Below are 21,988 nucleotides of genomic sequence, written 5' to 3' on the forward strand. Positions count from 1 at the left end.
TCAGGCCGCCGGGAGCGTGAAGGTCAGGCACGCGCCGGGGCTGTGCGCCGCGTCGAGCCGGATGGTGCCGCCGTGGTGCTCGACGATCTTCTTGCAGATGGCCAGGCCGATGCCGGTGCCGGCGTACGCCTCCCGGGGGTGCAGCCGCTGGAAGATCACGAAGATCTTGTCGGCGAACTCGGGCGCGATGCCGATGCCGTTGTCCCTGACCGAGAACGTCCACCAGCCGTCCGCCTGCGCCGTCGCGATCTCGACCCGCGGGGCGCGCTCGGGATGCCGGAACTTCACCGCGTTGCCGAGCAGGTTCTGCCACAGCATGGTGAGCAGCGTCGGGTCGCCCACCACGGTGGGTAGCGGCGGGCGGGAGATCCGCGCCCCGGACTCCTCGATGCTCAGGGCCAGGGTGTGCTCCACGCCGTCGAGCACCTCGTCGAGGTCCACGGGGCGGCTGGCGTCGTACAGGCGGCCGATGCGCGAGAAGGTGAGCAGGTCGTTGATGAGCTGCTGCATGCGCGTGGCGCCGTCGACCGCGAAGGTGATGTACTGCTGCGCCCGGTCGTCGAGGGAACCGGCGTACCGGCGCTGCAGCATCTGGCAGAACGATGCGACCTTGCGCAGCGGCTCCTGCAGGTCGTGCGAGGCGACGTACGCGAACTGCTCCAGGTCGGTGTTCAGCCGGTGCAGCTCGACCTGCCGCTGTTCCAGCTCCTCCCGGGCCCGCTGGCTGGCGTCCAGCCCGTCGACGAGCCGGCGGCGCATCGCCTCGACGTCCCCGGCGAGGCGGGCCAGGTCCGCCGGGCCGCCCGGGGCCAGCCGGTGGTGGAAGTCCCCGCCGGCCACCTGCCGCACGGCCGAGCCGAGCTGGGTCAGCGGCCGCAGCACCACCACCCGCAGCAGCACGGCGACGACCCCGATGAGCAGCAGCAGCGCCAGGACCAGCCCGATGAAGACGCCGTCGCGGACCCGTCGGGTCGCGGCGAGGTCCTGCCGGGCGGCGCCCTGCAGGCCGGACAGCCGTCCCTCCAGGGCGGCGACCCCGGTGCTCACGGACTCGAAAGCCGCGAGGTTGCGCGCCACCGGACCGGCCGGATCCGCGGCCGCCCCGGCACGCCGGGTCTCGACGAGCGGGCCGGCGACGGTGGTACGCCACTCCCGGGCCTGCTCCTCGACCACGGCGACCTGCGCCACGGCGTCCGGTTCGGCGCCGAGCAGCTCCCGCAGCCGGGTGAGCACCTGCCGCTCCTGTGCCTGGCTGTCGGCGTACGAATCCAGAAAGGCCTGATCCCCGCTGAGCAGGAAGCCGCGCACGTCGGCGGCCTGGTCGGCCAGCGCGGCGCCGAGCTGCACCGTGGCCTTGCCGGCCGGGGCGATCCGGTCGCTGAGCCGGTTCGACACGGCGGCCGTCCGGGACAGCGCGGCGGCGCCGATCACCGTTCCGGCGACGATCAGGACGACCATGGCGAGCAGGACCGTCGCGAACCAGCGCTGCGTGGTCCACGACGCCCGCCCGCGCCGCCGGCCGGGCCCGCCCTGAACCGGGTCAGTGTCGATCACGCCAGCACGGTACGCGAAGCATCGCGCGGGCGGAGAGCCCCCGCGCGCGGGACCTAAGCCCCTGGGACGGCACGGGCGAACGGGGACAGACTCGACGCAGGAAGCTGACGCGAGGAGGCGGCCGTGCCCGGAGATCTGCAGACCACGCCGGCCGGTGTCCTCGGGTTGTCCTCCGCCGAGGCCGCGGGCCGTCTCGCGCAGGATGGCCCCAACTCGCTGCCCGCCCACCCGCGGGTGCCGGTGTGGCGCCGGGTGCTCGCCCAGCTGCGCGACCCGCTCATCATCGTGCTGCTCGTCGCGATCGCGCTGACCGTGGCCACCGGCGACTGGACCGACGCGGCCGTCATCGCCCTGGTCATCGTCGTCAACACCGGCGTCGGGGTGGTGCAGGAGGTCAAGGCCGACCAGGCCATCACCGCCCTGGCCACGATGACCGCGCCCGAGGCCCGGGTGCTGCGCGACGGGGAGCAGCGGCTCGTCCCCGCCGCCGACGTCGTCGCCGGTGACCTGCTCGTGCTGGCCGAGGGCGACATCGTGCCCGCCGACGCCACGGTCGTCGAGGCCGCGGCGCTGCTGGTCGACGAGTCCGCGCTCACCGGCGAGTCCGTACCGGTCGACAAGGCCGCCGCAGGCGACGGCCGGGACACCGCCGATCAGGTCTCCTCCGGCACGGTGGTCGTCCGCGGACGCGCCCGGGCCGTGGTCACCGCCACCGGCACCGCCAGCGCGATGGGCCGCATCGCCGGGCTGATGGCCACCGGCTCCGGCCTGACCCCGCTGCAGCGCCGCCTGGTCGGCGTGGGCCGGGCGCTCGCCGTCGCCGCCGTCGTGCTGTGCACCGTGGTGCTGGCGCTCGGACTGGCCCGCGGCGAGTCGCTCGAGCTCATGGTGGTCACCGCGATCAGCCTGGTGGTGGCCGCCGTACCGGAGTCGCTGCCGGCCGTGGTCACGCTGGCCCTGGCGCTGGGCGCCCGCCGGATGGCCGCCCGGCACGCGCTGATCCGCCGCCTGCCCGCGGTCGAGACGCTCGGCTCGGTCACCGTCATCGCCACCGACAAGACCGGCACCCTCACCGAGGGGCGCATGGTTGCCCGCCGGCTGTGGACGCCGGCCGGCGAGGCCGAGATCGACGGCCACGGGTACGCCCCGCACGGCACCGTGCACCGCGACGGTCAGCAGGTCACGGCCGGAGCCGCCGCCGACCTGGACGAGCTGCTCACCGCCGCCGCCCTCTGCACCGACGCCACGCTGCGCGCCCCCGACGAGCCCGGCGCCGACTGGACCGCGATCGGCGACCCCACCGAGGCGGCGCTGCTGGCTGCCGCCGGCCGGCTCGGGCTCGACCCGGCCGCCCTCGAGCTCAGCCTGCCGCGCATCGGCGAACTGCCGTTCGACAGCGTCCGGAAACGCATGACCACCGTCCACCGGCTGCCCGGCGGCGGCACCCGGATCATCTGCAAGGGCGCGCCGGAGGTGCTGCTGCACTCCGGGTACCTCGCTGATCCGGACGACGCGGTCCTGGCTGCCACCACGGCGGCGGACACGCTGGCCGCCGACGGCTACCGGGTGCTGGCCGTCACCCGGGCCGACCACGACAGCGCCCCGGCACCGGGCGACTGGGAACGCGGCCTTCGGCTGCTCGGCCTCATCGGCATCCGTGACCCCGCCCGGCCCTCGGCCGCCGCGACCATCGCCGCCTGCCGGAGCGCCGGCATCACCCCGGTGCTGATCACGGGCGACCATCCCGCGACCGCCCGGGCCGTGGCGGCCGAGGTCGGCATCATCGCGTCCGACGGCGACGTCGTCGACTGCCGTGAGCCCGCGGACACCGAACGGATGCGGCACGCGCGCGTGTTCGCCCGCGCGACTCCCGAACAGAAGGTCGACATCGTCACCGCCCGCCGGGAGGCCGGCGACATCGTGGCGATGACCGGCGACGGCGTCAATGACGGGCCCGCGCTGCGCCGCGCCGACATCGGCGTCGCCATGGGGCTGCGCGGCACCGAGGTCGCCCGGCAGGCCGCCGACCTGGTCCTGGCCGACGACGAGCTGGCCACCGTCGTGGCCGCCGCCGAGGAGGGCCGGCGCGTGTACGCCAACATCCGCCGCTTCCTGCTCTACGGGCTGTCCGGGGGCGCCGCCGAGATCGCCGTCATGCTGGCCGGCCCCTTCCTCGGCCTGCCGCTGGTGCTGCTGCCCGCCCAGATCCTGTGGGTCAACCTGCTCACCCACGGCCTGCCCGGCGTGGCCCTGGGCAGCGAACCGGCCCCGCCCGACGTCATGGGCCGCCCGCCGCGCCCGCCCGCCGAGTCGGTGCTCGGCGCGGGCCTGTGGCAGCGCATCCTCCGCGTCGGCGCGGTTATCGCCGCCGTCACGCTCGGCATCGCGGTCTGGGCGCACGCCACCGACCGGCCGTGGCAGAGCATGGCCTTCTTCGCGCTCGGCGCCACCCAGCTGGCCGTCGCGCTGGGCTCCCGGGCCCGCCCCGGCTCCCGCGCCAACCCGATGCTGCTGGTCGCGGTCGCGGCGGCGCTCGGCCTGCAGTTCGCCGCGCTGTACGTACCGTTCCTCGCCGGCCTGCTGAGCACCGAACCGGTGGCGCTCACGGACCTGCTGGTCATCTGCGCCCTGTCCAGCCTGGGGTACGCCGCAATCCGCCTCGACCGGGTCGTGCACACCGGAAAACCACGGCCCTCCGGACCGTGACACCGGACTCGCCCCGGATCAAGCAGGTGGTGCAGCCCGCTCCGGGGTGTGGATGCACCACGTCGAGCTGTAGGAACCGGGCCAGGTCGACGCCGAGGCGGCGGACTGGCTCGAGGCCGCCTACTCCCATCCGGTTCACCATGGCGAACAGTAAAGGCCGCTGCCCCCCATGCGCTCGGCCGTGCTGAACACCGGCATCCTGCTAACCTACCTGCCAACCAGTTGGATTGGCAGGATCATTGGCGGGATGTGAGCCACGATGAACACGGATGAGCTTGCGGAGATCGTCGAGAATCTCCGTGTTCTGGGGAGCGACGTCACCGACATCGAGGTCAAGAAGGCGGCAGCAGGCGGGCTGCCGAAGAGCCTGCGGGAGACCCTCTCGGCTTTCTCCAATACACGCGGCGGAGTTCTCCTCCTCGGCCTAGACGAGACTGCCGGATTCGCGCCGGCGGAGCTGGGGAACCCGGCCAAGCTAGCCTCGGACCTGGCCTCGCTCTGCAGCAACGACATGGATCCGCCGTTGCGGCCGCACATCCAGATCCTCGCTTTCGAGGGCGTCCAGCTCGTCGTGGCGGAGATCCCCGAACTCCCCCGCGAACAGAAGCCGTGCTTCTACCGCGGCTCCGGCCTCGCCAAAGGCGCCTACACCCGCGTGCACGACGGCGACCGGCAACTGTCCAGCTACGAAGTGCAGATGATGCTGTCCGCCCGAGGACAGCCGAAAGACGACCTCGAGCCGGTTGCCGGAGTCGGCCTCGACGCCCTCGACCAGCACCTGGTCTCCGCGATGGTGCTTCGCTTGCGCAACAGCCGGCCCTATGCCTATCGAGACCTGGGCACGGAAGAGATTCTGCGCCGCACAAAGATCCTCATTGCCAATCCGGGCACCTCCACCGACGAGGTCTCGATCGGCGGCCTCTTGGCCCTGGGAAGCTATCCGCAGGAGCATTTCCCTCAGCTCATGCTCACCGTCGTCCACTACCCCACCGACAACGGTCCCGACGAACAGACCGGCGTGCGGTTCCTCGACAACGTCGCTGTCGAAGGACCGATTCCCGTCATGGTCCGCGACGCTCTCGCCGCGCTGCGCCGCAACATGTCACGCCGCTCGATCACCACCGGCGCGGGTCGACAGGACATCTGGGAGTACCCCGAAACCGCGCTGCGTGAAGCGGTGGTCAACGCGCTGGTCCACCGCGATCTCTCCGCCGCCTCCCGTGGCGCCCAGGTCCAGGTGGAGATGTTCCCCAACCGCCTGGTGATCCGAAACCCAGGCGGGCTCTACGGCCCGGTCACTCTGGAGAACCTCGGTGAGGAAGGCGCCACTTCCTCCCGCAACGCGACTCTGCTGCGCATCCTCGAAGACGTACCGATTCCCGGCGAGGACCGGACTGTCTGCGAGAACAGAGGTTCCGGCATCCGAGCCATGTTGAACTCCCTGCGCCGAGCCGGCATGAGCGCGCCCGCTTTCGACGACCGCATTTCCTCGTTCGTGGTGACCTTTCCCAACCACGCTCTCCTCAACGACGACGTCGTCCAATGGATTGGGAGCCTCGGCCAGGAAGGGCTCACCAACAGCCAGTGCATGGCCCTCGGCGTGCTGCACGCCGGCGCCGCCCTCGACAACGCCACGTACCGGAAACTGACCGGCCTCGACTCTCGGAAGGCCACCGCGGAGCTGCAGAACCTCGTCGCCCGTGAGCTCATCCAGCAGGTGGGTACCCGCAGATGGGCTCGCTACAGCCTCGCCCCGCTACTCAACCCGGGCGACACCCACACCCGCGCACAACGCCACGCACCTGCCGACCGGCGTCCGGAGATTCTCCAAGCGCTCGGCACCACGACGGCCTCCCGCGCCGAACTTGCCCACCGAACCGGGCTCTCCGATCAGACAGTCCGCCGTTGGTTGACCATCCTGCGCAGCGAAGGACAAATCGAAGCCACCGAGAAGTCGACCGCGAGCAAACACACCAAATACCGGAGGACTGGCACACCCGACACCCCATGAATACCTTGATCCGAAGACGCCGGCCTGGTCTTCCGGGTACGGAACGGTCGCGGCACGGTTGCCGGACATACGACCCTCACCTCGCGCGCCTCGATGACCGACAAGGCTGTCGAATGGCCGAGGAGAGATCTGAGGTGAAGATCGGTGCGACGGCGGCGCTTCTCTCGTGTGGCCTGTCCGGCTGCGCCGCCATGGGCGGCGCCACGGCGCTGCCGACCGCCGCGACCCTCGGCGCCTCGCCGGCGCCTCCGCTGCCGGTGATCGTCGCCGTGACCCCGAAGCCGCGCACCCCGCACCCTCGGTGAGCAACACGGGCACGGCATGGCCGGCGATGCTGGCCTCACTGTCCGGCTATGGACAGTGGCTGCTGGCCAACCCGGATCCGGCAAAGGTGGAGACCATCGCGGCACCCGGCTGCGACGGGGATGAGCACGAGAGCGGGGACGGCGGCGACGGCGGCGAGGACGCGCTGGTCGCCGAGGGGATCAGCGTCTCCTGCGACTGACGGCACATCCGCACCGGGTTCCGGGCGTACCGGCCGGCCGGCCCGCCTAGGCTGGCCGGATGACGTGGCTGGACGTGATCGGCTGGACGGGTTCGGCGCTGCTGGTGTGGTCGCTGCTGCAGAGCCGGCTTCTGCGGCTGCGCGCCCTCAACCTGGTCGGCTGCCTGGTGCTCATCGGCTTCAACGCGGCGCTGGGCGTGTGGCCCATGGTGGGCCTCAACGTGGTGCTGACGATCATCAACGTCTGGTACCTGGCCCGGATGGTGACCAGCCGGCACGACGAGCGGGCGTACCGGGTGGTGGAGGTGAATCCCGGCGGGGACATGCTGCGGCACGTACTGGAGCTGCACCACGACGACATCGTGCGGTTCAACCCCGGCTTCCGTCCGGAGGCCGGCGAGGGGCGGGCCGCGTACCTGATCGTCAACGGCGACGAGATCGTCGGGGTGGTGCTGTTCCGGCCGGAGGCGGGCGTCGCGCGGGTCGAACTGGACTACGTGACCCAGCGGTACAGGGACTTCACCCCGGGCGAATTCGTGTACCGGCGCAGCCACCTGTTCACCGACCGCGCCTGCCGTACGGTCGTGACGCCGCCCGGCATGCTGGCGCCGTACTACGACCGGCTCGGCTTCCGCCGCGAGGATGAGTCCTACGTTCTCGACCTCGCCGGGCGCTGAGGGGGCCACGGCAGCCAGGCGGCGTTGCCCAGCTCCGGCTCGTACGCCTCCATCCGGCGCAGCAGGATCCCCTCGCGCAGCCCCCACGGGCAGATCCGCACCGCCTCCACGTTGAGCCCGCGCATCACCTCGTAGCCCACGACCGCCCCCGCGAGGATCTGCCGGGCCCGGTGCGCCGACACCCCGGGCAGCCGCTGCCGTTCGGCGGAGGACAGCCCGGCCAGCCGCTCGATCACCGGCCGCAGCGCCCGGCGCCGCAACCGCCGGGTGACGAACGGGCCGTGCCGCAGCGGGGCGGCCCCGGTGAGGCGGGCCAGCTGCTGGAACGTCTTCGACGCCGCGACCGCGGTGCGCGGCGACTCCCAGGATCCGCGGGCGGCGATGCGGCGTACCTGCTCGCGGACGTGCCGGCGCAGCTCGCGCAGCGCCTGCTCGCTCGGCGGGTCGCCGTCGCGCAGGAACTCGCGGGTCAGCCGCCCGGCACCCAGCGGCAGCGACAGCGCCGACTCGGGCAGCCGGTCCCGGCCGAAAGCCACCTCCAGCGTGCCGCCGCCGATGTCCAGCAGCAGCATCGGCCCGGCGCTCCACCCCAGCCACCGCCGCGCCGCGAGGAACGTCAGCTGCGCCTCCTCCAGCCCGGACAGCGTGCCGAGCCGGATCCCGCTGCCCTTCTCGACCTCGGCCAGGACATGATCGCGGTTGGGCGCATCCCGCACGCTGGCTGTGGCGTACGCGAAAAGCCCGTCGACACCCGCACGCCCCATCTCCCCGGCCGCCGCGGCGACGGCCCGCACCAGCCGCCGCCGCCCGCCCGCCGCGATGGTGCCGTCCGGGCCGAGCCGCTCGGCGAGCCGGGTCCGCAGCTTCCACGTGTGCACCGGCAGCGGCAGCCCACCCCCGGCCTCGCTGACCAGCAGGTTCACCGTGTTGGAGCCGACGTCGAGAACGGCGAGGCGCATACGTTCCGTCACCTGCCCACCACCGCGGCTTCCGCGAGCTCCTCCAGCTGCCGGGTCACGGTCTCCAGCGGCGCGGTCGCGTCGAGCTCCGCCGTGGCCGTGGCCCGCAGCAGCGGCTCGACCGACTCGAGGTGTTCCAGGATGGCGGCGCGTTCCCGCTCGGTCTTGCCGTACGGGTTCCCGGTGCGCGCCGCGACCCGGGCCAGCAGGACGTCGGCCGGCGCGCTCAGCAGCACGACCGCGTCGAACCCGGGGTAGAACGCGCCCTGGTTGCTTCTGCAGCCGGCCACGAACAGGTGGCCCGGTGCGGGAGCGCTCAGCAGCGCGGTCATCGCGTCCTCGCGCCAGATCCAGTCGCGGGTGCCGTCGGGCAGGGTCGTCCACCGGCTCCACTCGCCGGTGTCCGTGTCGACCGTGCGGTGCCCGCGCCCGGCCAGCGCGTGCAGGGCGCTCGACTTGCCGGTCCCGGACATGCCGGTGATCAGAACCTTCGCCACCCGGCCAGCGTACGGCCGGGTCAGGCCCCGGCCCGCCGCCATCCGGGCGGCAGACCGGTGAGCTCCCCCGCGTCTGCTTCGGCCGTGATTCGCAGCGTCGCCGGGCCGAGCCGCAGACCGGACACCGTCACCTCACCCCACGACGCCGGCAGCCGCGGGGTCAGTCCCACCGTGCGGCGCGGCACGTCCGGTTCCAGGCCGAGCGCCGCCCGGACCAGGAGCAGCGGTGCGGCCGCCGCCCAGGCCTGCGGTGAGCAGGATGTCGGGTACGGCACCGGCGGCGAGAACTCGTCGCGGCCGAAACCGCAGTACAGCTCGGGGAGGCGGGCGCCGAACGCGGCCGCCGCGTCGAGGACGCCGGCGGCCAGGCGGTGGGCGAGCTCGGCAGCCCCGGGTACGTGCGCGTAGCGCATCAGTCCCGCCACGGCGATCGCGGTGTCGTGCGGCCACACCGAGCCGTTGTGGTAGCTCATGGGGTCGTACGCGCCCATGGCCCGGGACATCGTGCGCAGCCCGTACCCGGTGTCCATGTCGGGGCTGGACAGCCGCGCGACGAGCGTCTCGGCGTGGGCGTCGGTCGCGATGCCGGTCCACAGGGCGTGGGCCGCGTTGCTGGTGAGCGCGTCCACCGGCCGCTTGACGCCGTCCAGGGCGAGGGCGTACCAGCCGCGCCCGGGCAGCCAGAACGCGTCGGCGAAGGACTCGCGCAGGCGGGCCGCCCGGTCCCGGCAGGCGGCGGCGCGGCCGGGGTCAGCGAACGCGTCCGCGAGCTCGGCACGGCCCAGCAACGCCGCATGCACGTACGCCTGGACCTCGCACAGGGCGATCGGCGTGCGCGCCGGGCAGCCGTCGGCGAAGCTGACCGCGTCCGCGCTGTCCTTCCAGCCCTGGTTGATCAGGCCGTGACCGGCGGAGCGTTCGTACTCGACGAAGCCGTCGCCGTCGCGGTCGCCGTACCCGTCGATCCATTGCAGGGCCGCGTCGGCGGCCGGCAGCAGCTCACGGACCACCGCCTCGGGTGCGCCCCACCGCCAGGCCTCCGCGAGCAGCATGACGAACAGGGGCGTCGCGTCGGCGGTGCCGTAGTAGCGGCTGCCGCCGAGCGTGCGGTCGTTGTCCGGGCCGAGGCGCAGCTCGTGCAGGATCCGGCCGGGCTGTTCCTCGGTCGCCGGGTCGATGGTGCGGCCCTGCGTCGCGGCGAGCGCCTGCAGGGTGCCCACGGCGAGCGACAGGTCGAGCGGCAGCGTCATCCAGGCGGTGAGCAGGCTGTCGCGGCCGAAAAGGGTCATGTACCAGGGTGCGCCGGCGGCCACGAACGGCCGCCCGGTGCGCGGGTCCGGCGCCTGCAACGCGCCCAGGTCGTCTTCGGTACGCCGCAGCGCCGCGGCGAGCCCCGGGTCCGCGGCGTCGATCCGGGCGACCGCCGTCCGCCAGGCGCGCAACCGCCGTCCGGCCCCGCTGTCGCTGGCCGGCTTGCCGCGCTCGAAGCCCGGGGTGATCCACCGGCCGCCGACCATCGCCTCGACGACGATCTCGGTGTGCCACGACCCGCGTGCGGGCACAGCGACGTGCCAGGTCAGCCGGCCCGGCTCGAGGAGCGGGTCGCCGGAGGCCGTCACGCGTACGCCCCGCCCGGCGTCGGACCGTGAGGTGAGCCGCAGCTCCCCGTCGCCGGCCGCGGTGTCGGCGGCGCCGGACCCGCCCCGGCCGTCCTTCACGGCGAACAGGTCGGCGAAGTCGGCGGCGACGGTCAGCGTCAGCTCGCACTCGACGGCCGTCCGGCCCAGGTTGCGGACGGTGAGGACCTCCCGGAGCCCGTCGTCGACCAGGCGTTCGCGGACGAGCAGCAGCCCGCTGCCGCCCGGGCCGCGGAGCACGAACCGGCCCGCGTACGCCTCCGGGGCCTGGGCGGCCAGGGCCTCGGGACGGCCGTCGCCGAGCCGCAGCTGCCAGCCCGAGAGCAGCCGGGCGTCGCGGACGAACAGGCCGTGCGCGCTGCCCGGTGCGATGTCGCCCCAGCGGTCCGACAGGCAGAAGACCGGGCCCGAGAACAGGGTCACCGCCGCATCGGCCGTCGCCGGCTCGCCCGCGTTGAGGGGGCCGCTCGCCGCTGTCATGCCTCGTATCGTGCGCCCGGCGAGCCGTCCCGGGCCACTCCGTCGCGGGCGGGTCCCAGATGGCTGCGTTCGCCGTCGTGGTCGAGGATGCAGAGGACCTCCGCCGGGCCGTCCTCGGCGCCGAACGCGTGCGGGACCATCGTGGAGAACTCCGCGGCCTCGCCGGCCCGGACCCGGATGGTGCGCTCGCCGAGGCGCAGCACGACCGTGCCGGACAGCACGGTGAACCAGTCGCGGCCCGGGTGCACCCGCAGGTCGGTGGGGACCGGCCGGGTGATCCGCAGCTTGGCCACCGTGACGCCGTGCGGGGCACCCTCGCGCGACAACAGCCAGGTGGTCATGCCGCGCGCGTCGTCGCGGTGCGGGCGGATCACCACGTCGCCGTCGTCGCCGGATTCGACCAGCTGGTCGAGCGTGGTGCCGAGCGCGCGGGCGAGCGGGGCGAGCTGGTCGAGGGCGATCCGCCGGTGACCGGTCTCGATCCGGCTGAGGGTGGAGGGGCTCAGGTAGCTGCGCGCCGCGAGCTCGTCCAGCGACCAGCCGCGGGCCACCCGCAGCCCGCGGATGCGCTGCCGGACGAGCGAGTCCAGATCACCGTCTTGCTTCATACGCAAGATGCTATGCCGTACGCGCAAGCTTTGGGTACGGTCGGCGCATGGCACATTCTCATCTGGCGGAGATGCTGGACCTGGACGCCGAGGTCCTGCAGGAATACCACCGCGACGTCATCACCTGGGCCGGATCGCTGGTCCCCGCCCGTCCCCGCATCATCGACCTCGGAGCCGGCACGGGCACCGGCAGCCTCGCGCTGGCCCGGCACCTCCCCGACGCCGAGGTGACCGCGGTCGACGTCGACGACGAGATGCTGGAGCACCTGCGGCACCGCGCCGACGAACTGGGCCTCGGCGACCGGGTCCGCACGGTTCAGGCCGACCTGGACCAGCCATGGCCCGACCTCGGCCCCGCGGACCTCGTGTGGGCGTCGGCGTCGCTGCACCACATGGCCGACCCCGGCAACACCCTCGCCCAGGCGCTGGCGACGCTGCGCCCGGGCGGCGTGATGCTGGCGACCGAGCTCGACTCGTTCCCGCTGTTCCTCACCGGTACGGCCGACGCCGGCCTGGAGGAACGGGCCCACGCCGCGCTCGCGGCACTGCGCGACGAGGCGGGCCTGCACATGCACGAGGACTGGGGCGACCGGCTGGCCAAGGCCGGCTTCGCCGTCGAGGAGGAGCGGCGCGCCGACATCGACCTGCGGCCCCCGCTGCCCCCGGCGGCCGGCCGGTACGCGCAGGTCTCGCTGGGCCGCATGGCGCCCCGCCTCGAGGGCCGGCTCGACCCGGCCGACCTCGCGGCCCTGGAAGCCCTCGCGGCCGGGGTGGCGGACCGCGACGACCTCACCGTTCGCACGACCAGGACGGTCTGGCTGGGCCGCCGCCCCGTGGCCTGAGTACAGCATCTGCTGTACTGTCGGCCGGGTGGAGACGCTGACGCCCGGGCAAGTCCTTGCCCGCTTCGGGCACGCCCTGTCCGACCCGACCCGGGCCCGGCTCCTGCTCGCGCTGCGCGAGGCGCCCGGCTACCCGGCCGAGCTGGCCGCCCTGCTCGGCACCACCCGGCAGAACCTGTCCAACCACCTGGCCTGCCTGCGCGGCTGCGGCCTGGTGGCGGCGGTCCCCGAGGGGCGCCGCACCCGGTACGAGCTGGCCGACGGCCGCATCGGCCACGCGCTCGGCGACCTGCTGGGGATCGTGCTGGCGGTGGACCCGGCGGCGTGCCCGCAGGCGCCGGCGAAGGGCTGCTGCTGATGAGCCTGCCGCTGATCTCTCCCGTCGCCGGGCCCGCGCCGGCCCGGCGTGCCGTCCTCACCCGGCGGGTACGGCTGCTGGTCGCCACCACCATCGGCTACAACCTCGTCGAGGCGGGGGTGGCACTGGCCGCCGGAGCCCTCGCCTCCTCCGCCGCGCTGGTCGGGTTCGGCCTCGACTCGCTCGTCGAGGTGTCGTCCGCGGCCGCGGTGGCGTGGCAGTTCGCGGGCCGCGACCCCGAGGCCCGGGAGCGCACCGCGCTACGGCTCATCGCGCTGTCGTTCTTCGCGCTGGCCGCGTACGTCACCGTGCACTCGGGACTGTCGCTCGCCGGTCGCGCCGAGCCCGGCGCCTCCCCCGCGGGCCTGGTGCTGACCGCCGTGTCGCTCGCCGTCATGCCGGCCCTGTCGTACGCCCAGCGCCGCACCGGCCGCGAGCTCGGATCCCGCAGCGCGGTCGCCGACTCGCGGCAGACGCTGCTGTGTACGTACCTGTCGGCCGTGGTGCTGCTCGGCCTCGGGCTCAACAGCGTGCTGGGCTGGTGGTGGGCGGATCCGGTGGCCGCGCTCGTCGTCGCCGCCGTCGCGGTCAAAGAGGGACGCGAGGCCTGGCGGGGCGACGCGTGCTGCGCGACGGGCTGTCACGCCGGGAGCCCGGCGTAGCGGAGCACCTCCCCGAGCAGCCGCCGGGTCGGCTCGTCGCGCAGCGAGTAGAACACGTTGCGGCCGCGCCGCCGGCGGCGGATCAGCCCCGCGTCGAGCAGGAACCGCAGGTGGTGCGCCACGGCGGTGGGGTCGGCCGGGACCACCTCGGTCAGTGCGCCCGGGGTGCGCTCGCCGGCGGTCAGCGCCACGAGGATCCGCAGCCGGTGCTCGTACGCCATCCCGCGCAGCACCGCGACGGCACGTTCCAGCACCGGCTCCTCGTCGGCTCTCACGACTCGGCCGCCCGCGGGCGCAGGAGGACGGGCATCCGGGCGAGCAGTGCGGACAGCAGCAGGATCGCCGTCGCGGCCAGGGCGATGGCGGCGCCCGCCGCGACGTTCCAGCGGCTGGAGGCGTACAGACCGATCAGGCCGGCCGTGACGCCGAAGGCGGTGGCGAGGGCCGTCATGACGGGCAGGCGGGAGCTCCAGAACCGGGCCGCGGCGGCCGGGGCGACGATCAACGCCAGCGCGAGGATCGTGCCGACGGCCGGCACGATCGTCACCACCGCCACCTGGATCGTCAGCAGCAGCACCAGGTCCCAGGCGCCCGTCGCGAAGCCGGCGGCCCGCGCCCCGGCCGGGTCGAAGCCGGTGAACAGCAGCGGCCGGGCGCACGCCGTCAGCACCGCGGCGACCACGGCCAGCACCGCGGCGGTGGTGACGAGGTCGCCGGGGCCGACCGTGAGGATCGAGCCGACGAGGAACGACGACAGGTCCCGGCTGAACCCGTTCTGCGTGGCGACCAGCGCCGCGCCGAGCGCGAACCCGCCCGACAGCATCACCCCGGTGGCGGCGGCCGCGTCCTGGCCCCGGCGGCGGCTGAGGGCGGCCACGCCCACGGCGATCACCGCCCCGGCGGCCACCCCGCCGGCGTAGATGGAGACACCGGCGATGCTGGCCGCCACGACGCCGGGGAAGGTGGCGTGGGTCAGCGCCATCGTGAAGAACGACAGCCGGCGCAGCACCACGTGCACGCCGACCAGCGCGGCGAGCGCCCCGGCGAGGACGACCTCGGCGACGGCGCGGTGCAGCGCGTCATCCCACCAGTTCATGCGGGGACGTCCTTCCAGTCCGGGCCGGCCGGTGCCGCCGGCGGCGGAGCAGGCCGACCGGCAGCAACGCCAGGTACGCCAGCACGAGCAGCAGCACGACGGCGGAGGCGGAGGTCAGCACGACACCGTGCCCGACGGACGCGGTCCAGCTCACGAGCAGTCCGGCGTAGCCCGCGGCCGCGATCAGCCCGGTGCCGGCGAGGGCCATGAGGGCCGGCCGTACGGTCACCATGCGCGCCGCCGCGGCCGGCACGATGAGCAGGGCCACGACGAGGATCGTGCCCACCGCGCGTACGGCCGCGACCACCACCAGGGCGACGATGAGGTTGAGCCACAGGTCCAGCAGCCCGATCCGGAAGCCGGCCGCCGCCGCGCCGGCTGGGTCGAACGCCCGGAACAGCAGCGGCCGGGCGGCGGCGAGCAGCATCGCGAGGATGACGACGACCAGGACGGCGGTCTCGGCGAGCTGCCGCGGGGTCACCGTCAGCAGGCGTCCGAAGAGGAAGGACGTCAGATCCGAGGTGTACGAGGACCGGCGCGACACCAGCACAACGCCGGCCGAGAACATCGCGGTGAGCACCACGGCCGTCGAGGCGTCATCGGTGAGCGCGCCCGCGCGGGTGAGCAGGGTCAGCGCCACGGCGGTCGCCACGGTCGCGACGAGGGCGCCGGTGACCAGCCCCTCGGCACCGCCGGCCACGAAGCCGATGACGACCCCGGGGAAGACCGTGTGGGTCAGCGCGTCGGACACGAACGACAGCCGGCGCACGAACACGAAGACGCTGACCGGCCCGCAGATCAGCGCCAGCAGGGCCAGCTCGGCCAGCGCCCGCGTCATGAACGGGACGGCGAACGGCTCGGTCACGGCTCCACCAGCACCGTACGGCCGTCGGCCAGGTCGACCGCGTGGCCGCCGTACGCCCGGCGCAGCGGCCCGGCGACCAGCGTCTCCGCCGGCGGCCCGACCGCCCACTGCCGGCCGTTGAGCAGGCACACGAGGTCGGCGAGGTCCCGGGCGACGGCCAGGTCGTGGGTGCTGAGCACCAGCGCGGTCCCGGCGGCGCTCAGCTCCCGCAGCACCGCCAGGATCGCCTCCTGGCTGACCGCGTCCACGCCGTTGAAGGGTTCGTCGAGCAGCAGCAGCCGCGGCTCGGCGGCGATCGCCCGGGCGAGCAGGACCCGTTGGCGCTGCCCGCCGGAGAGCACCCCGAACGGGACGCGCCCCCGGCCGGCCAGCCCCACCCGGTCCAGGGCCTCGCGTACGGCCTGCCGGTCGGCCGCCCGGGCGGGCCGCCACCAGCCGATGCGGCGGTAGCGGCCCATCATGACGACCTGCGCGGCGGTCACCGGGAAATCGGTGTCCAGCGCGCCGGTCTGCGGCACGTACCCGGTCTCGCCGCGCGCCTGCTCGGGCGTGCGGCCGAGCACCGTCGCCGTCCCGCCGAGCACCGGTACGAGCCCCAGCACCGACTTGATCAGCGTGGACTTGCCGGCGCCGTTGGGCCCGACGAGCGCGAGCCGCTGCCCGGCGCGCAGGTCCAGGTCGACATCGGTGAGCACGGGTACGCCCCGGTAGCCGGCCTGGACACCGGCGTACCGCAGGACCGCGCCGGGCGACTCAGCCACCGAGGGCCGCGACGATGACCTCGGTGTTGTGCCGCTCGGCGCCCAGGTACGTGCCCTCCGGGGTGCCGGGCGCGCCGAGGCTGTCGCCGTACAGGGCGTCGTCGCCGGCGACGACCTTGACGCCGGCCTGCCGCGCGATGGCCTCGGCGGTCCTGGGCGGCAGCGAGCTCTCGGTGAAGATCGCCCTGGTGCCGGTCGACTTGATCTTCGCGACCAGGTCGGCGAGCTGCTGCGCGGACAGCTCGGCGGAGGTGTCCAGGCTGGGGATCACCGAGCCGACGAACTGCAGCCGGTAGCGCTCGACGTAGTAGCCGAACGCGTCGTGGTTGGTGACCAGCTTGCGCTGTGCTGCGGGGATCTTCGCGAACGCGGCCTCGGCGTCGGCGTCGAGCTTGTCGAGCTGGCCCGAGTAGCCGGCGAGGTTCTTGGCGAAGTCGGCGGCGCGCGCGGGGTCGGCGGCGGCAAGCCTCTTCTCGATGTTCGTCACCATGATCTTCGCGTTGCGGGGGTCGTGCCAGATGTGCGGGTCGTGCTCGCCGCCCTCGCCGTCGCGCAGCGTCACGCCCCGGCTCGAGTCGACGACCGTGCCACCGAAGCCGGCCGCCTCGATGGTGCGGTCCAGCCATTCCTCCAGCCCCACGCCGTTCTTCACGACCAGCTTCGCGGCGCCGATGGCCTGCAGGTCGGCCGGGGTCGGCTCGTAGTCGTGCGGGTCCACGTTCGGCTTGATGATCTGGGTGACCGCGACATCGGCGCCACCGATGGTGCGGACGAAGTCGGCGACCTCCGGGGTCGTGGCGACCACGGCCAGCCGGGCGCCGGGCGACGCGCTCGCGGCGCCGGCGGCCTCGTCACCGGAGCCGCAACCGCCGAGAAGGGCGAGGGCCGCGGCGGCCGCCACGGCGACGAGCGTGCGTTGTGGGTTCACGTCAGTACTCCGTTCCGTCAGTGCCGGAACGGTAATCGTTTTCAATAACCATCGTCTAATGCCGACGTGACGATGTGTGCCGGTCCGGGCCCCGCGACGGCGGCCAGCGCGGCGTGCCGGCCGCAGCGCCAGATGACGCCCGCCTCCGCGAACCCGGCCGCGCCCGCGGCGGCGGCGTGCCAGGCGGCGCTCGCGGTGAACTCGGCCGGCGCCCGGTCCCGCAGCACCACGGCGCGGGACCGGACGAGAGAACGCAGGTCGTCCGCCTCCGCGATCCCGTTCCACCACTGCGCCCAGGCGAGCTCGGCGGCGGCCTCCCCGGCGCCGGGATCCAGCGCGCGCATCAGCGACGGCAGGCCGTCGTCCGGCATCAGGTCGGCGACGATCAGCACACCGCCCGGGGCCAGGCAGCGGCGGGCGTGCGCGTACACGGCCCGGGCCCGCTCGGCGGGCAGGTAGTGCAGGGTCATGACGACCGTGATGAGGTCGTGGCCGCCCCCGGCGAGCGCCGTCCAGCCCGCCGAGGCGAGGTCACCGTCCAGCACGGACACCCGGCCCGGCAGCGCGGACCGGGCGAGGGCCAGCAGGACGGGGTCGAGGTCCAGCAGCGACACGGCGGCCGACGGCCAGCGCCGGGCCATCCGCTCGGCGAGCACGCCGGGTCCGCCGCCGAGGTCGAGGACGCGCCGCGGCGGGCCGCCGCCGAGCGCCTCGGCCGCGGCGTGGACGACCTCCTCCAGCGCGGTCATCCCCGGCACGAACGAGCCCATCACGGCGTCCCAGGCGGCCCGGCGGGCCGCGGTCAGGGACTGGTCGAGAGCGGCGGTGGAGAACATCAGCACACGATAACGGGAACCATTTCCGATAGGGCCGTCCGGCGCACCGTCACCGGAGGCGATCGAGGCCGGCGAGCACCGTCAGCAGCCGGTCCACCTCCTCGACGGAGTTGTGGACGTGCAGGCTCACCCGTACGGATGCCGTCTTCTCGCCCTGCTCCCCCTGGCAGTGACCGTCCGCGCGGACCAGGAGACCCTCGGCGGCCAGGATGAAGCCGAGATCCTGGGAACCGATGTCGCGGTGCCGGAACGACACGATGCCGTGCCGCTGCTGCACCGGGGAGTCCACGGCGAGGCTCTGCCGGCACCCCAGCACCTCGTAGGCCGGCAGCCCGCGCAGCCCGTCGGTGAGCCGGGCGGCCAGCGCCCTCGTCCATCGCGCGATCCGGTCCACGCCGGCGTCGTCCAGCCAGTCGAGGGCCGCGCCCAGGCTGACGATGCCGCTGGTGTTGGGCGAACCGCGCCAGCCGCCGGGCGCGAACGCCGGGCCCCGGGCGTTGCGCGCCCAGACCGCGCCGGTGCCGGGCAGGGCCATCGCCTTGTGGCCGGAGAACACCACGAAATCGACGTCGAGCTCCGCCGTGGACAACGGCACGTGCCCGACACCCTGGGCCGCGTCGAGGCAGATCGGGATGCCCGGGCCGGCGACCGTACGCAGCCGGTCGACGTTCATGTCGTTGCCGTACACGTGGTGCACGTGGGTGGCCGCGATCAGCCGGGTCCGCCCGTCCAGCAGCGCCGCCAGCCGCCCGGCGTCGTAGTCGTGGGCGGCGTCGTACGGCATCGGCACGAGCTCCACCCGCTGTCCCTGCCGGCGCAGCAGCTCCGCGGCCTCACGCCACGGCTCGATGTTCGCGGCATGGTCGGCGTACGGCACGACGATCCGGTCGCCGTCGCGCAGCTGCGGGGCCAGCCAGTCGCGGGCCACCGTTCGCAGCCCCTCCGTGGCCCCGCCGACGAAATGCACCCCGGACCGGTCCGGCTCCGGATCGCCGAGGAAACGCCGCAGCCGGTCGGCCGTCCGCTCGATGCGCGCCGTGGTGCGGTTGGCCCAGGGGTAGGTGCCCCGCGCGGCGTTGGCGTTGCCGGTGGTCAGGTAGTTCAGGACCGCGTCCAGGACCGCCCGCGGTTTCTGGGAGGTCGCGGCGCTGTCGAGGTACGCCACCGCGGGATCGGCGACGACCTGCGGGAACTGGGCGCGCAGCTTCTCGTGCCAACCGGTCAGGTCGTCAGTCACGGACCAGCTCCCCACCGGCGTCGCGCCAGGCGATGATGCCGCCCTCGAGGGAGTGCACGTCCGGGTGCCCCATCCGGGTGAGCAGGGCGGCGTACCGGGCGGACTTCTCCCCCACCGGGCACACCAGCAGCACCGGCTGCCGCCGCCCGAACGGCAGCCCGCCGTGCAGCAGCTCGGCGAAGAGCTCGTCGACGATGTTGATGGAGCCGTCGATGTGCAGCGCCTGGTACGCGAACGGGCTGCGCAGATCCACCACGGGCCCCCGGCCCTGCGACACCCAGCGCTGCGCCGTGCCGACGTCCACCGAGGGCGCCCGGGCGGCTTCCGCGTCGGTGACCGTACGGGTGGACGTGGGCCGCGCCGGCTGCCGGAACAACTCCGGCCGCCGCTCCCGCAGGTAGCTGAGGTAGCTCTCGACGCGGTCGCACACGATGAACACCGCCGTCCGGCGCCCGGTCAGCCCGGCGTCCACGGTCCGCAGGTGCCGCACCGCACCCTGGTACGCGCCCCCGCCCGTGGGCCCGGCCAGGGTGCCGCACCGGCGTACCAGGGTCAGCAGCCCGTCGACGGCGTCGTCGGCGGTGATGGTCTCGATGGCGTCGTAGACGCCCGGGTCGAAGAGGCCGACCTCGTGCACCTCGTCGATCGTCCGGATGCCGGGGATGAAGTCCGCCTTGTGCGCGACCAGCCCGACCACCTGCAGGCCCGGGTTGTGCCGGCGCAGCGCGGCGGCGACGCCGGTCGAGGAACCGGCCGTGCCGACGCAGGCGACGAAGTAGTCCGGGGCGCGCCCGTCGAGGTCCGCGACGATCTCCGGGCCGGTGCCGTGCCGGTGAGCGTCCACGTTGAGCGGGTTGAAGTACTGGTCGGTGTGCAGGTAGCCGGTGCCTGCGGCGGCCAGGGACCGGTGCATGCGGGTCAGTGGGTCCTCGGCGTCGGTGGGGTCGAGGCATTCGGCCTGCCCGGGCAGTTCCTCGATGTCCGCGCCGAGCAGGAGGAGCAGGTCTTTGATCTCCGGGACTTTCATGCGGTTGGTGACGCTCCGGAAGCCGAGCCCGTGCATGCCCGCGATCACCGCGAGGGCCTTGGCGGTGTTGCCGCTGGAGAGCTCGACCACAATGTCGCCCCGCCCGGCGGCGCGGGCCAGCAGCGGCCGCGCCATGGCCCACGCCGCACGGTCCTTGACCGAACCGAACGGGTTGAGCAGCTCGAGCTTGGCGTACAGGTCGATGTGGCGCAGCCCGTGCACCGACGGGTCGATGCGCAGCAGCGGGGTGTTCCCGATGGCGTCGGTCACGGCGTCGACTCTCATGCCGCCTCCGTGCCCGGGTGCACGGGCCAGTACTGCTCGTCGAGGCACCATCGCCACGCGCCGCCGTCGCGGTACAGGGCCACCTTGCGGGCTACCGGCTGCCGGATCGCGGTCGTGGCGCTGAAGTCCATGAAGTAGCCGGCCGTGTTGACGAATGCCAGCAGGTCGCCGGGGCGCGGACGGGCCGGCAGATGCACCCTGCGCCGGGTGATGAGATCCGCCTCCAGGCAGAGGTTGCCGACGAGGTACGCACCGACCGGCCGGGGGTCCGCCGGGCTCGAGCGGTGCACGACGACCGGGTCCATGAGCACCCCGTGCTCCTCCAGGCTGACGTCCCGCGCGTTGCAGTCGAGCCGGACCACGGTGCCGTCGCCGTCGTCGCGGACCTCGAGCACCCGGGCCAGCACCATGCCGCACTGGTCGAGCAGGGCGCGGCCGGGCTCGACGTGCAGGTCGTACATGGCGTCGAGCAGGAGCGTGCCGACGGTGCGCCGGTGCGCCCGCACCTCGGCCCGCAGCAGCGCGTCCAGGTACGCGGCCCCGGCGACGGGCCGGTGCGCCGGGTAGAGGCCCAGCGCTCCGCGGACCGTGCCGCCGTCGTTGCGCAGGCCGTACGCGTGCCCGTCCCAGGTGAGCGGCGGCCGGCGGCCGAGGACGGCTTCGGTCAGCTCGCTGGTCCAGCGTTCCCACTCGGCCGCGTCGGCGAGGTAGTCGACGCCGAACCCGCCGCCGATGTCCAGCGACCGGGGGCGCAGCCCCCGGCGGTGACACTCGTCCAGCGCGGCCAGGCAGCCCTCGATCGCCACGACCTTCTCCGCGAGGCCGATCGTGTCGAGGTGGAACGCGACGCCGGTCAGGTCCAGCGCGCCGGCCTCCTTCCCGATCAGGTCGGCGACGGCGCCGATCGCGCGGGCCGGCACGCCGAAGCGGCTGCGCCGGCTGGTCACCCGTGCGCCGGTGGAGGCGAAGCCCGACAGCCGGGCCATGACGCGGACGCGGGGCAGCCGGTGGGCGGTGACCAGCGACGCCAGCTCGCTCAGCTCGTCGATCGAGTCGGCGTTGACCGTCACGCCGGCCCGGGCGGCCAGCCACAGGAACTCGCGGTTCTTCGGTCCGGTGGCCATGATGCGCCGCGCCGCGATCCCGGCGCTCAGGGCGTGCTGCAGCTCGCCGAGCGACGCGACGTCGATGCCGGCGTCACCGGCCGCCAGGTGCCGCACCAGGGCGCTGGACCGGTTGGCCTTGTGGGCGAAGAAGACCTCGCCGGCCAGCCGGTGCCCGGCGAGAACCGCGCGGAAGGCGGCCACATTGTCCGCCATCCGGTCGGGCAGGACGACGCTCAGCGGGGATCCGCAGGCGTCCACCAATTGCTGCAGAAGAACGGTCTCGGCGAGCGCGGAACGCACATCCGGTTCGATTCTCGGTGATAGGCGAAGCGTCACGGGCGACTCCCGGTC

Annotated in this window: 22 protein-coding genes; 8 read left to right on the plus strand and 14 right to left on the minus strand. The window is 74.0% G+C overall.

Annotation, left to right across the window (positions count from 1 at the left end):
- On the minus strand, positions 1 to 1,554 hold the full coding sequence (locus IT780_RS14705; protein WP_199512096.1) for a sensor histidine kinase: 1,554 nt from the start codon (positions 1,552 to 1,554) through the stop codon (positions 1 to 3).
- A gap of 123 nt (positions 1,555 to 1,677) precedes the next feature.
- On the opposite strand from IT780_RS14705, the gene IT780_RS14710 reads away from it, so the two are divergent.
- The 5 genes from IT780_RS14710 to IT780_RS14730 all read left to right on the plus strand — a co-directional run bounded on the left by IT780_RS14710 (position 1,678) and on the right by IT780_RS14730 (position 7,453).
- Positions 1,678 to 4,260 (plus strand): cation-translocating P-type ATPase, encoded by a 2,583-nt coding sequence (locus IT780_RS14710; RefSeq protein WP_199512097.1) that lies wholly within the window; start codon positions 1,678 to 1,680, stop codon positions 4,258 to 4,260.
- Between the two features lie 259 nt (positions 4,261 to 4,519).
- On the plus strand, positions 4,520 to 6,271 hold the full coding sequence (locus IT780_RS14715; RefSeq protein WP_199512098.1) for an ATP-binding protein: 1,752 nt from the start codon (positions 4,520 to 4,522) through the stop codon (positions 6,269 to 6,271).
- Positions 6,272 to 6,405: 134 nt separating this feature from the next.
- Positions 6,406 to 6,576 carry a hypothetical protein gene (locus tag IT780_RS14720; RefSeq protein ID WP_199512099.1) on the plus strand — a complete coding sequence of 57 codons (171 nt, stop codon included), beginning with the start codon at positions 6,406 to 6,408 and terminating at the stop codon, positions 6,574 to 6,576.
- Positions 6,573 to 6,776 (plus strand): hypothetical protein, encoded by a 204-nt coding sequence (locus IT780_RS14725; protein ID WP_199512100.1) that lies wholly within the window; start codon positions 6,573 to 6,575, stop codon positions 6,774 to 6,776. Before IT780_RS14720 ends, IT780_RS14725 begins: the two co-directional genes overlap by 4 nt.
- 59 nt (positions 6,777 to 6,835) lie before the next feature.
- On the plus strand, positions 6,836 to 7,453 hold the full coding sequence (locus IT780_RS14730) for a hypothetical protein (RefSeq protein WP_199512101.1): 618 nt from the start codon (positions 6,836 to 6,838) through the stop codon (positions 7,451 to 7,453).
- On the opposite strand, the gene IT780_RS14735 is transcribed toward IT780_RS14730, so the two are convergent.
- Genes IT780_RS14735 through IT780_RS14750 form a run of 4 tightly spaced genes read right to left on the minus strand, consistent with a single transcriptional unit; the run spans position 7,426 to position 11,634 of the window.
- Positions 7,426 to 8,412 (minus strand): Ppx/GppA family phosphatase, encoded by a 987-nt coding sequence (locus IT780_RS14735; protein ID WP_199512358.1) that lies wholly within the window; start codon positions 8,410 to 8,412, stop codon positions 7,426 to 7,428. The two genes, IT780_RS14730 and IT780_RS14735, sit on opposite strands and share 28 nt — an antisense overlap.
- Before the next feature lie 8 nt (positions 8,413 to 8,420).
- Positions 8,421 to 8,909, minus strand: coding sequence for an ATP-binding protein (locus IT780_RS14740; protein WP_199512102.1), 489 nt, complete (start codon positions 8,907 to 8,909; stop codon positions 8,421 to 8,423).
- Between the two features lie 20 nt (positions 8,910 to 8,929).
- Complete coding sequence (locus IT780_RS14745) at positions 8,930 to 11,026, minus strand: amylo-alpha-1,6-glucosidase (protein WP_199512103.1); 2,097 nt, start codon at positions 11,024 to 11,026, stop codon at positions 8,930 to 8,932.
- Positions 11,023 to 11,634, minus strand: a complete 612-nt coding sequence (locus IT780_RS14750; protein WP_199512104.1) for a helix-turn-helix transcriptional regulator — start codon at positions 11,632 to 11,634, stop codon at positions 11,023 to 11,025. Before IT780_RS14750 ends, IT780_RS14745 begins: the two co-directional genes overlap by 4 nt.
- A gap of 47 nt (positions 11,635 to 11,681) precedes the next feature.
- Here IT780_RS14750 and IT780_RS14755 point away from each other — a divergent pair, with 47 nt between their 5' ends.
- The 3 genes from IT780_RS14755 to IT780_RS14765 are packed head-to-tail and all read left to right on the plus strand — an operon-like array spanning position 11,682 to position 13,496.
- Positions 11,682 to 12,476: a class I SAM-dependent methyltransferase gene (locus IT780_RS14755; protein WP_199512105.1), complete on the plus strand. Its 795-nt coding sequence runs from the start codon at positions 11,682 to 11,684 to the stop codon at positions 12,474 to 12,476.
- Positions 12,477 to 12,504: 28 nt separating this feature from the next.
- Positions 12,505 to 12,834, plus strand: a complete 330-nt coding sequence (locus tag IT780_RS14760; RefSeq protein ID WP_199512106.1) for an ArsR/SmtB family transcription factor — start codon at positions 12,505 to 12,507, stop codon at positions 12,832 to 12,834.
- Positions 12,834 to 13,496: a cation efflux transmembrane domain-containing protein gene (locus tag IT780_RS14765; RefSeq protein ID WP_199512360.1), complete on the plus strand. Its 663-nt coding sequence runs from the start codon at positions 12,834 to 12,836 to the stop codon at positions 13,494 to 13,496. The genes IT780_RS14760 and IT780_RS14765 overlap by 1 nt, the downstream gene beginning before the upstream one ends.
- On the opposite strand, the gene IT780_RS14770 is transcribed toward IT780_RS14765, so the two are convergent.
- Genes IT780_RS14770 through IT780_RS14810 form a run of 9 tightly spaced genes read right to left on the minus strand, consistent with a single transcriptional unit; the run spans position 13,475 to position 21,937 of the window.
- Positions 13,475 to 13,771, minus strand: coding sequence for an ArsR/SmtB family transcription factor (locus IT780_RS14770; RefSeq protein ID WP_307831192.1), 297 nt, complete (start codon positions 13,769 to 13,771; stop codon positions 13,475 to 13,477). The two genes, IT780_RS14765 and IT780_RS14770, sit on opposite strands and share 22 nt — an antisense overlap.
- Positions 13,768 to 14,592, minus strand: a complete 825-nt coding sequence (locus IT780_RS14775) for a metal ABC transporter permease (RefSeq protein ID WP_199512107.1) — start codon at positions 14,590 to 14,592, stop codon at positions 13,768 to 13,770. The genes IT780_RS14770 and IT780_RS14775 overlap by 4 nt, the downstream gene beginning before the upstream one ends.
- Positions 14,576 to 15,457, minus strand: a complete 882-nt coding sequence (locus IT780_RS14780) for a metal ABC transporter permease (RefSeq protein ID WP_199512108.1) — start codon at positions 15,455 to 15,457, stop codon at positions 14,576 to 14,578. Before IT780_RS14780 ends, IT780_RS14775 begins: the two co-directional genes overlap by 17 nt.
- Positions 15,454 to 16,218: a metal ABC transporter ATP-binding protein gene (locus IT780_RS14785; RefSeq protein ID WP_199512109.1), complete on the minus strand. Its 765-nt coding sequence runs from the start codon at positions 16,216 to 16,218 to the stop codon at positions 15,454 to 15,456. The genes IT780_RS14780 and IT780_RS14785 overlap by 4 nt, the downstream gene beginning before the upstream one ends.
- Entirely contained in the window at positions 16,211 to 17,146 is a 936-nt protein-coding gene (locus tag IT780_RS14790) for a metal ABC transporter substrate-binding protein (RefSeq protein WP_199512110.1), read from the minus strand. The genes IT780_RS14785 and IT780_RS14790 overlap by 8 nt, the downstream gene beginning before the upstream one ends.
- A 41-nt stretch (positions 17,147 to 17,187) precedes the next feature.
- Entirely contained in the window at positions 17,188 to 17,982 is a 795-nt protein-coding gene (locus IT780_RS14795) for a class I SAM-dependent methyltransferase (protein ID WP_199512111.1), read from the minus strand.
- Positions 17,983 to 18,031: 49 nt separating this feature from the next.
- Positions 18,032 to 19,219 carry an aminotransferase class V-fold PLP-dependent enzyme gene (locus tag IT780_RS14800; RefSeq protein ID WP_307831193.1) on the minus strand — a complete coding sequence of 396 codons (1,188 nt, stop codon included), beginning with the start codon at positions 19,217 to 19,219 and terminating at the stop codon, positions 18,032 to 18,034.
- Positions 19,212 to 20,531 carry a pyridoxal-phosphate dependent enzyme gene (locus IT780_RS14805; RefSeq protein ID WP_199512112.1) on the minus strand — a complete coding sequence of 440 codons (1,320 nt, stop codon included), beginning with the start codon at positions 20,529 to 20,531 and terminating at the stop codon, positions 19,212 to 19,214. The genes IT780_RS14800 and IT780_RS14805 overlap by 8 nt, the downstream gene beginning before the upstream one ends.
- On the minus strand, positions 20,528 to 21,937 hold the full coding sequence (locus tag IT780_RS14810; RefSeq protein ID WP_307831194.1) for a Y4yA family PLP-dependent enzyme: 1,410 nt from the start codon (positions 21,935 to 21,937) through the stop codon (positions 20,528 to 20,530). Before IT780_RS14810 ends, IT780_RS14805 begins: the two co-directional genes overlap by 4 nt.
- Between the last annotated feature and the right edge of the window lie 51 nt (positions 21,938 to 21,988).

This window comes from Nucisporomicrobium flavum, from assembly GCF_016464385.1.
In the GTDB taxonomy this organism is placed as follows: Bacteria; Actinomycetota; Actinomycetes; order Mycobacteriales; family Micromonosporaceae; genus Actinoplanes; species Actinoplanes flavus_A.

Excerpts from the sequence above, each read along its gene's own strand:
- IT780_RS14715 (WP_199512098.1), top strand. The coding sequence starts at position 4,520 with ATGAACACGGATGAGCTTGCGGAGATCGTCGAGAATCTCCGTGTTCTG.
- IT780_RS14730 (WP_199512101.1), top strand. The coding sequence starts at position 6,836 with ATGACGTGGCTGGACGTGATCGGCTGGACGGGTTCGGCGCTGCTGGTG.
- IT780_RS14735 (WP_199512358.1), bottom strand. The coding sequence starts at position 8,412 with ATGCGCCTCGCCGTTCTCGACGTCGGCTCCAACACGGTGAACCTGCTG.
- IT780_RS14745 (WP_199512103.1), bottom strand. The coding sequence starts at position 11,026 with ATGACAGCGGCGAGCGGCCCCCTCAACGCGGGCGAGCCGGCGACGGCC.
- IT780_RS14750 (WP_199512104.1), bottom strand. The coding sequence starts at position 11,634 with ATGAAGCAAGACGGTGATCTGGACTCGCTCGTCCGGCAGCGCATCCGC.
- IT780_RS14755 (WP_199512105.1), top strand. The coding sequence starts at position 11,682 with ATGGCACATTCTCATCTGGCGGAGATGCTGGACCTGGACGCCGAGGTC.
- IT780_RS14765 (WP_199512360.1), top strand. The coding sequence starts at position 12,834 with ATGAGCCTGCCGCTGATCTCTCCCGTCGCCGGGCCCGCGCCGGCCCGG.
- IT780_RS14775 (WP_199512107.1), bottom strand. The coding sequence starts at position 14,592 with ATGAACTGGTGGGATGACGCGCTGCACCGCGCCGTCGCCGAGGTCGTC.
- IT780_RS14795 (WP_199512111.1), bottom strand. The coding sequence starts at position 17,982 with ATGTTCTCCACCGCCGCTCTCGACCAGTCCCTGACCGCGGCCCGCCGG.
- IT780_RS14805 (WP_199512112.1), bottom strand. The coding sequence starts at position 20,531 with ATGAGAGTCGACGCCGTGACCGACGCCATCGGGAACACCCCGCTGCTG.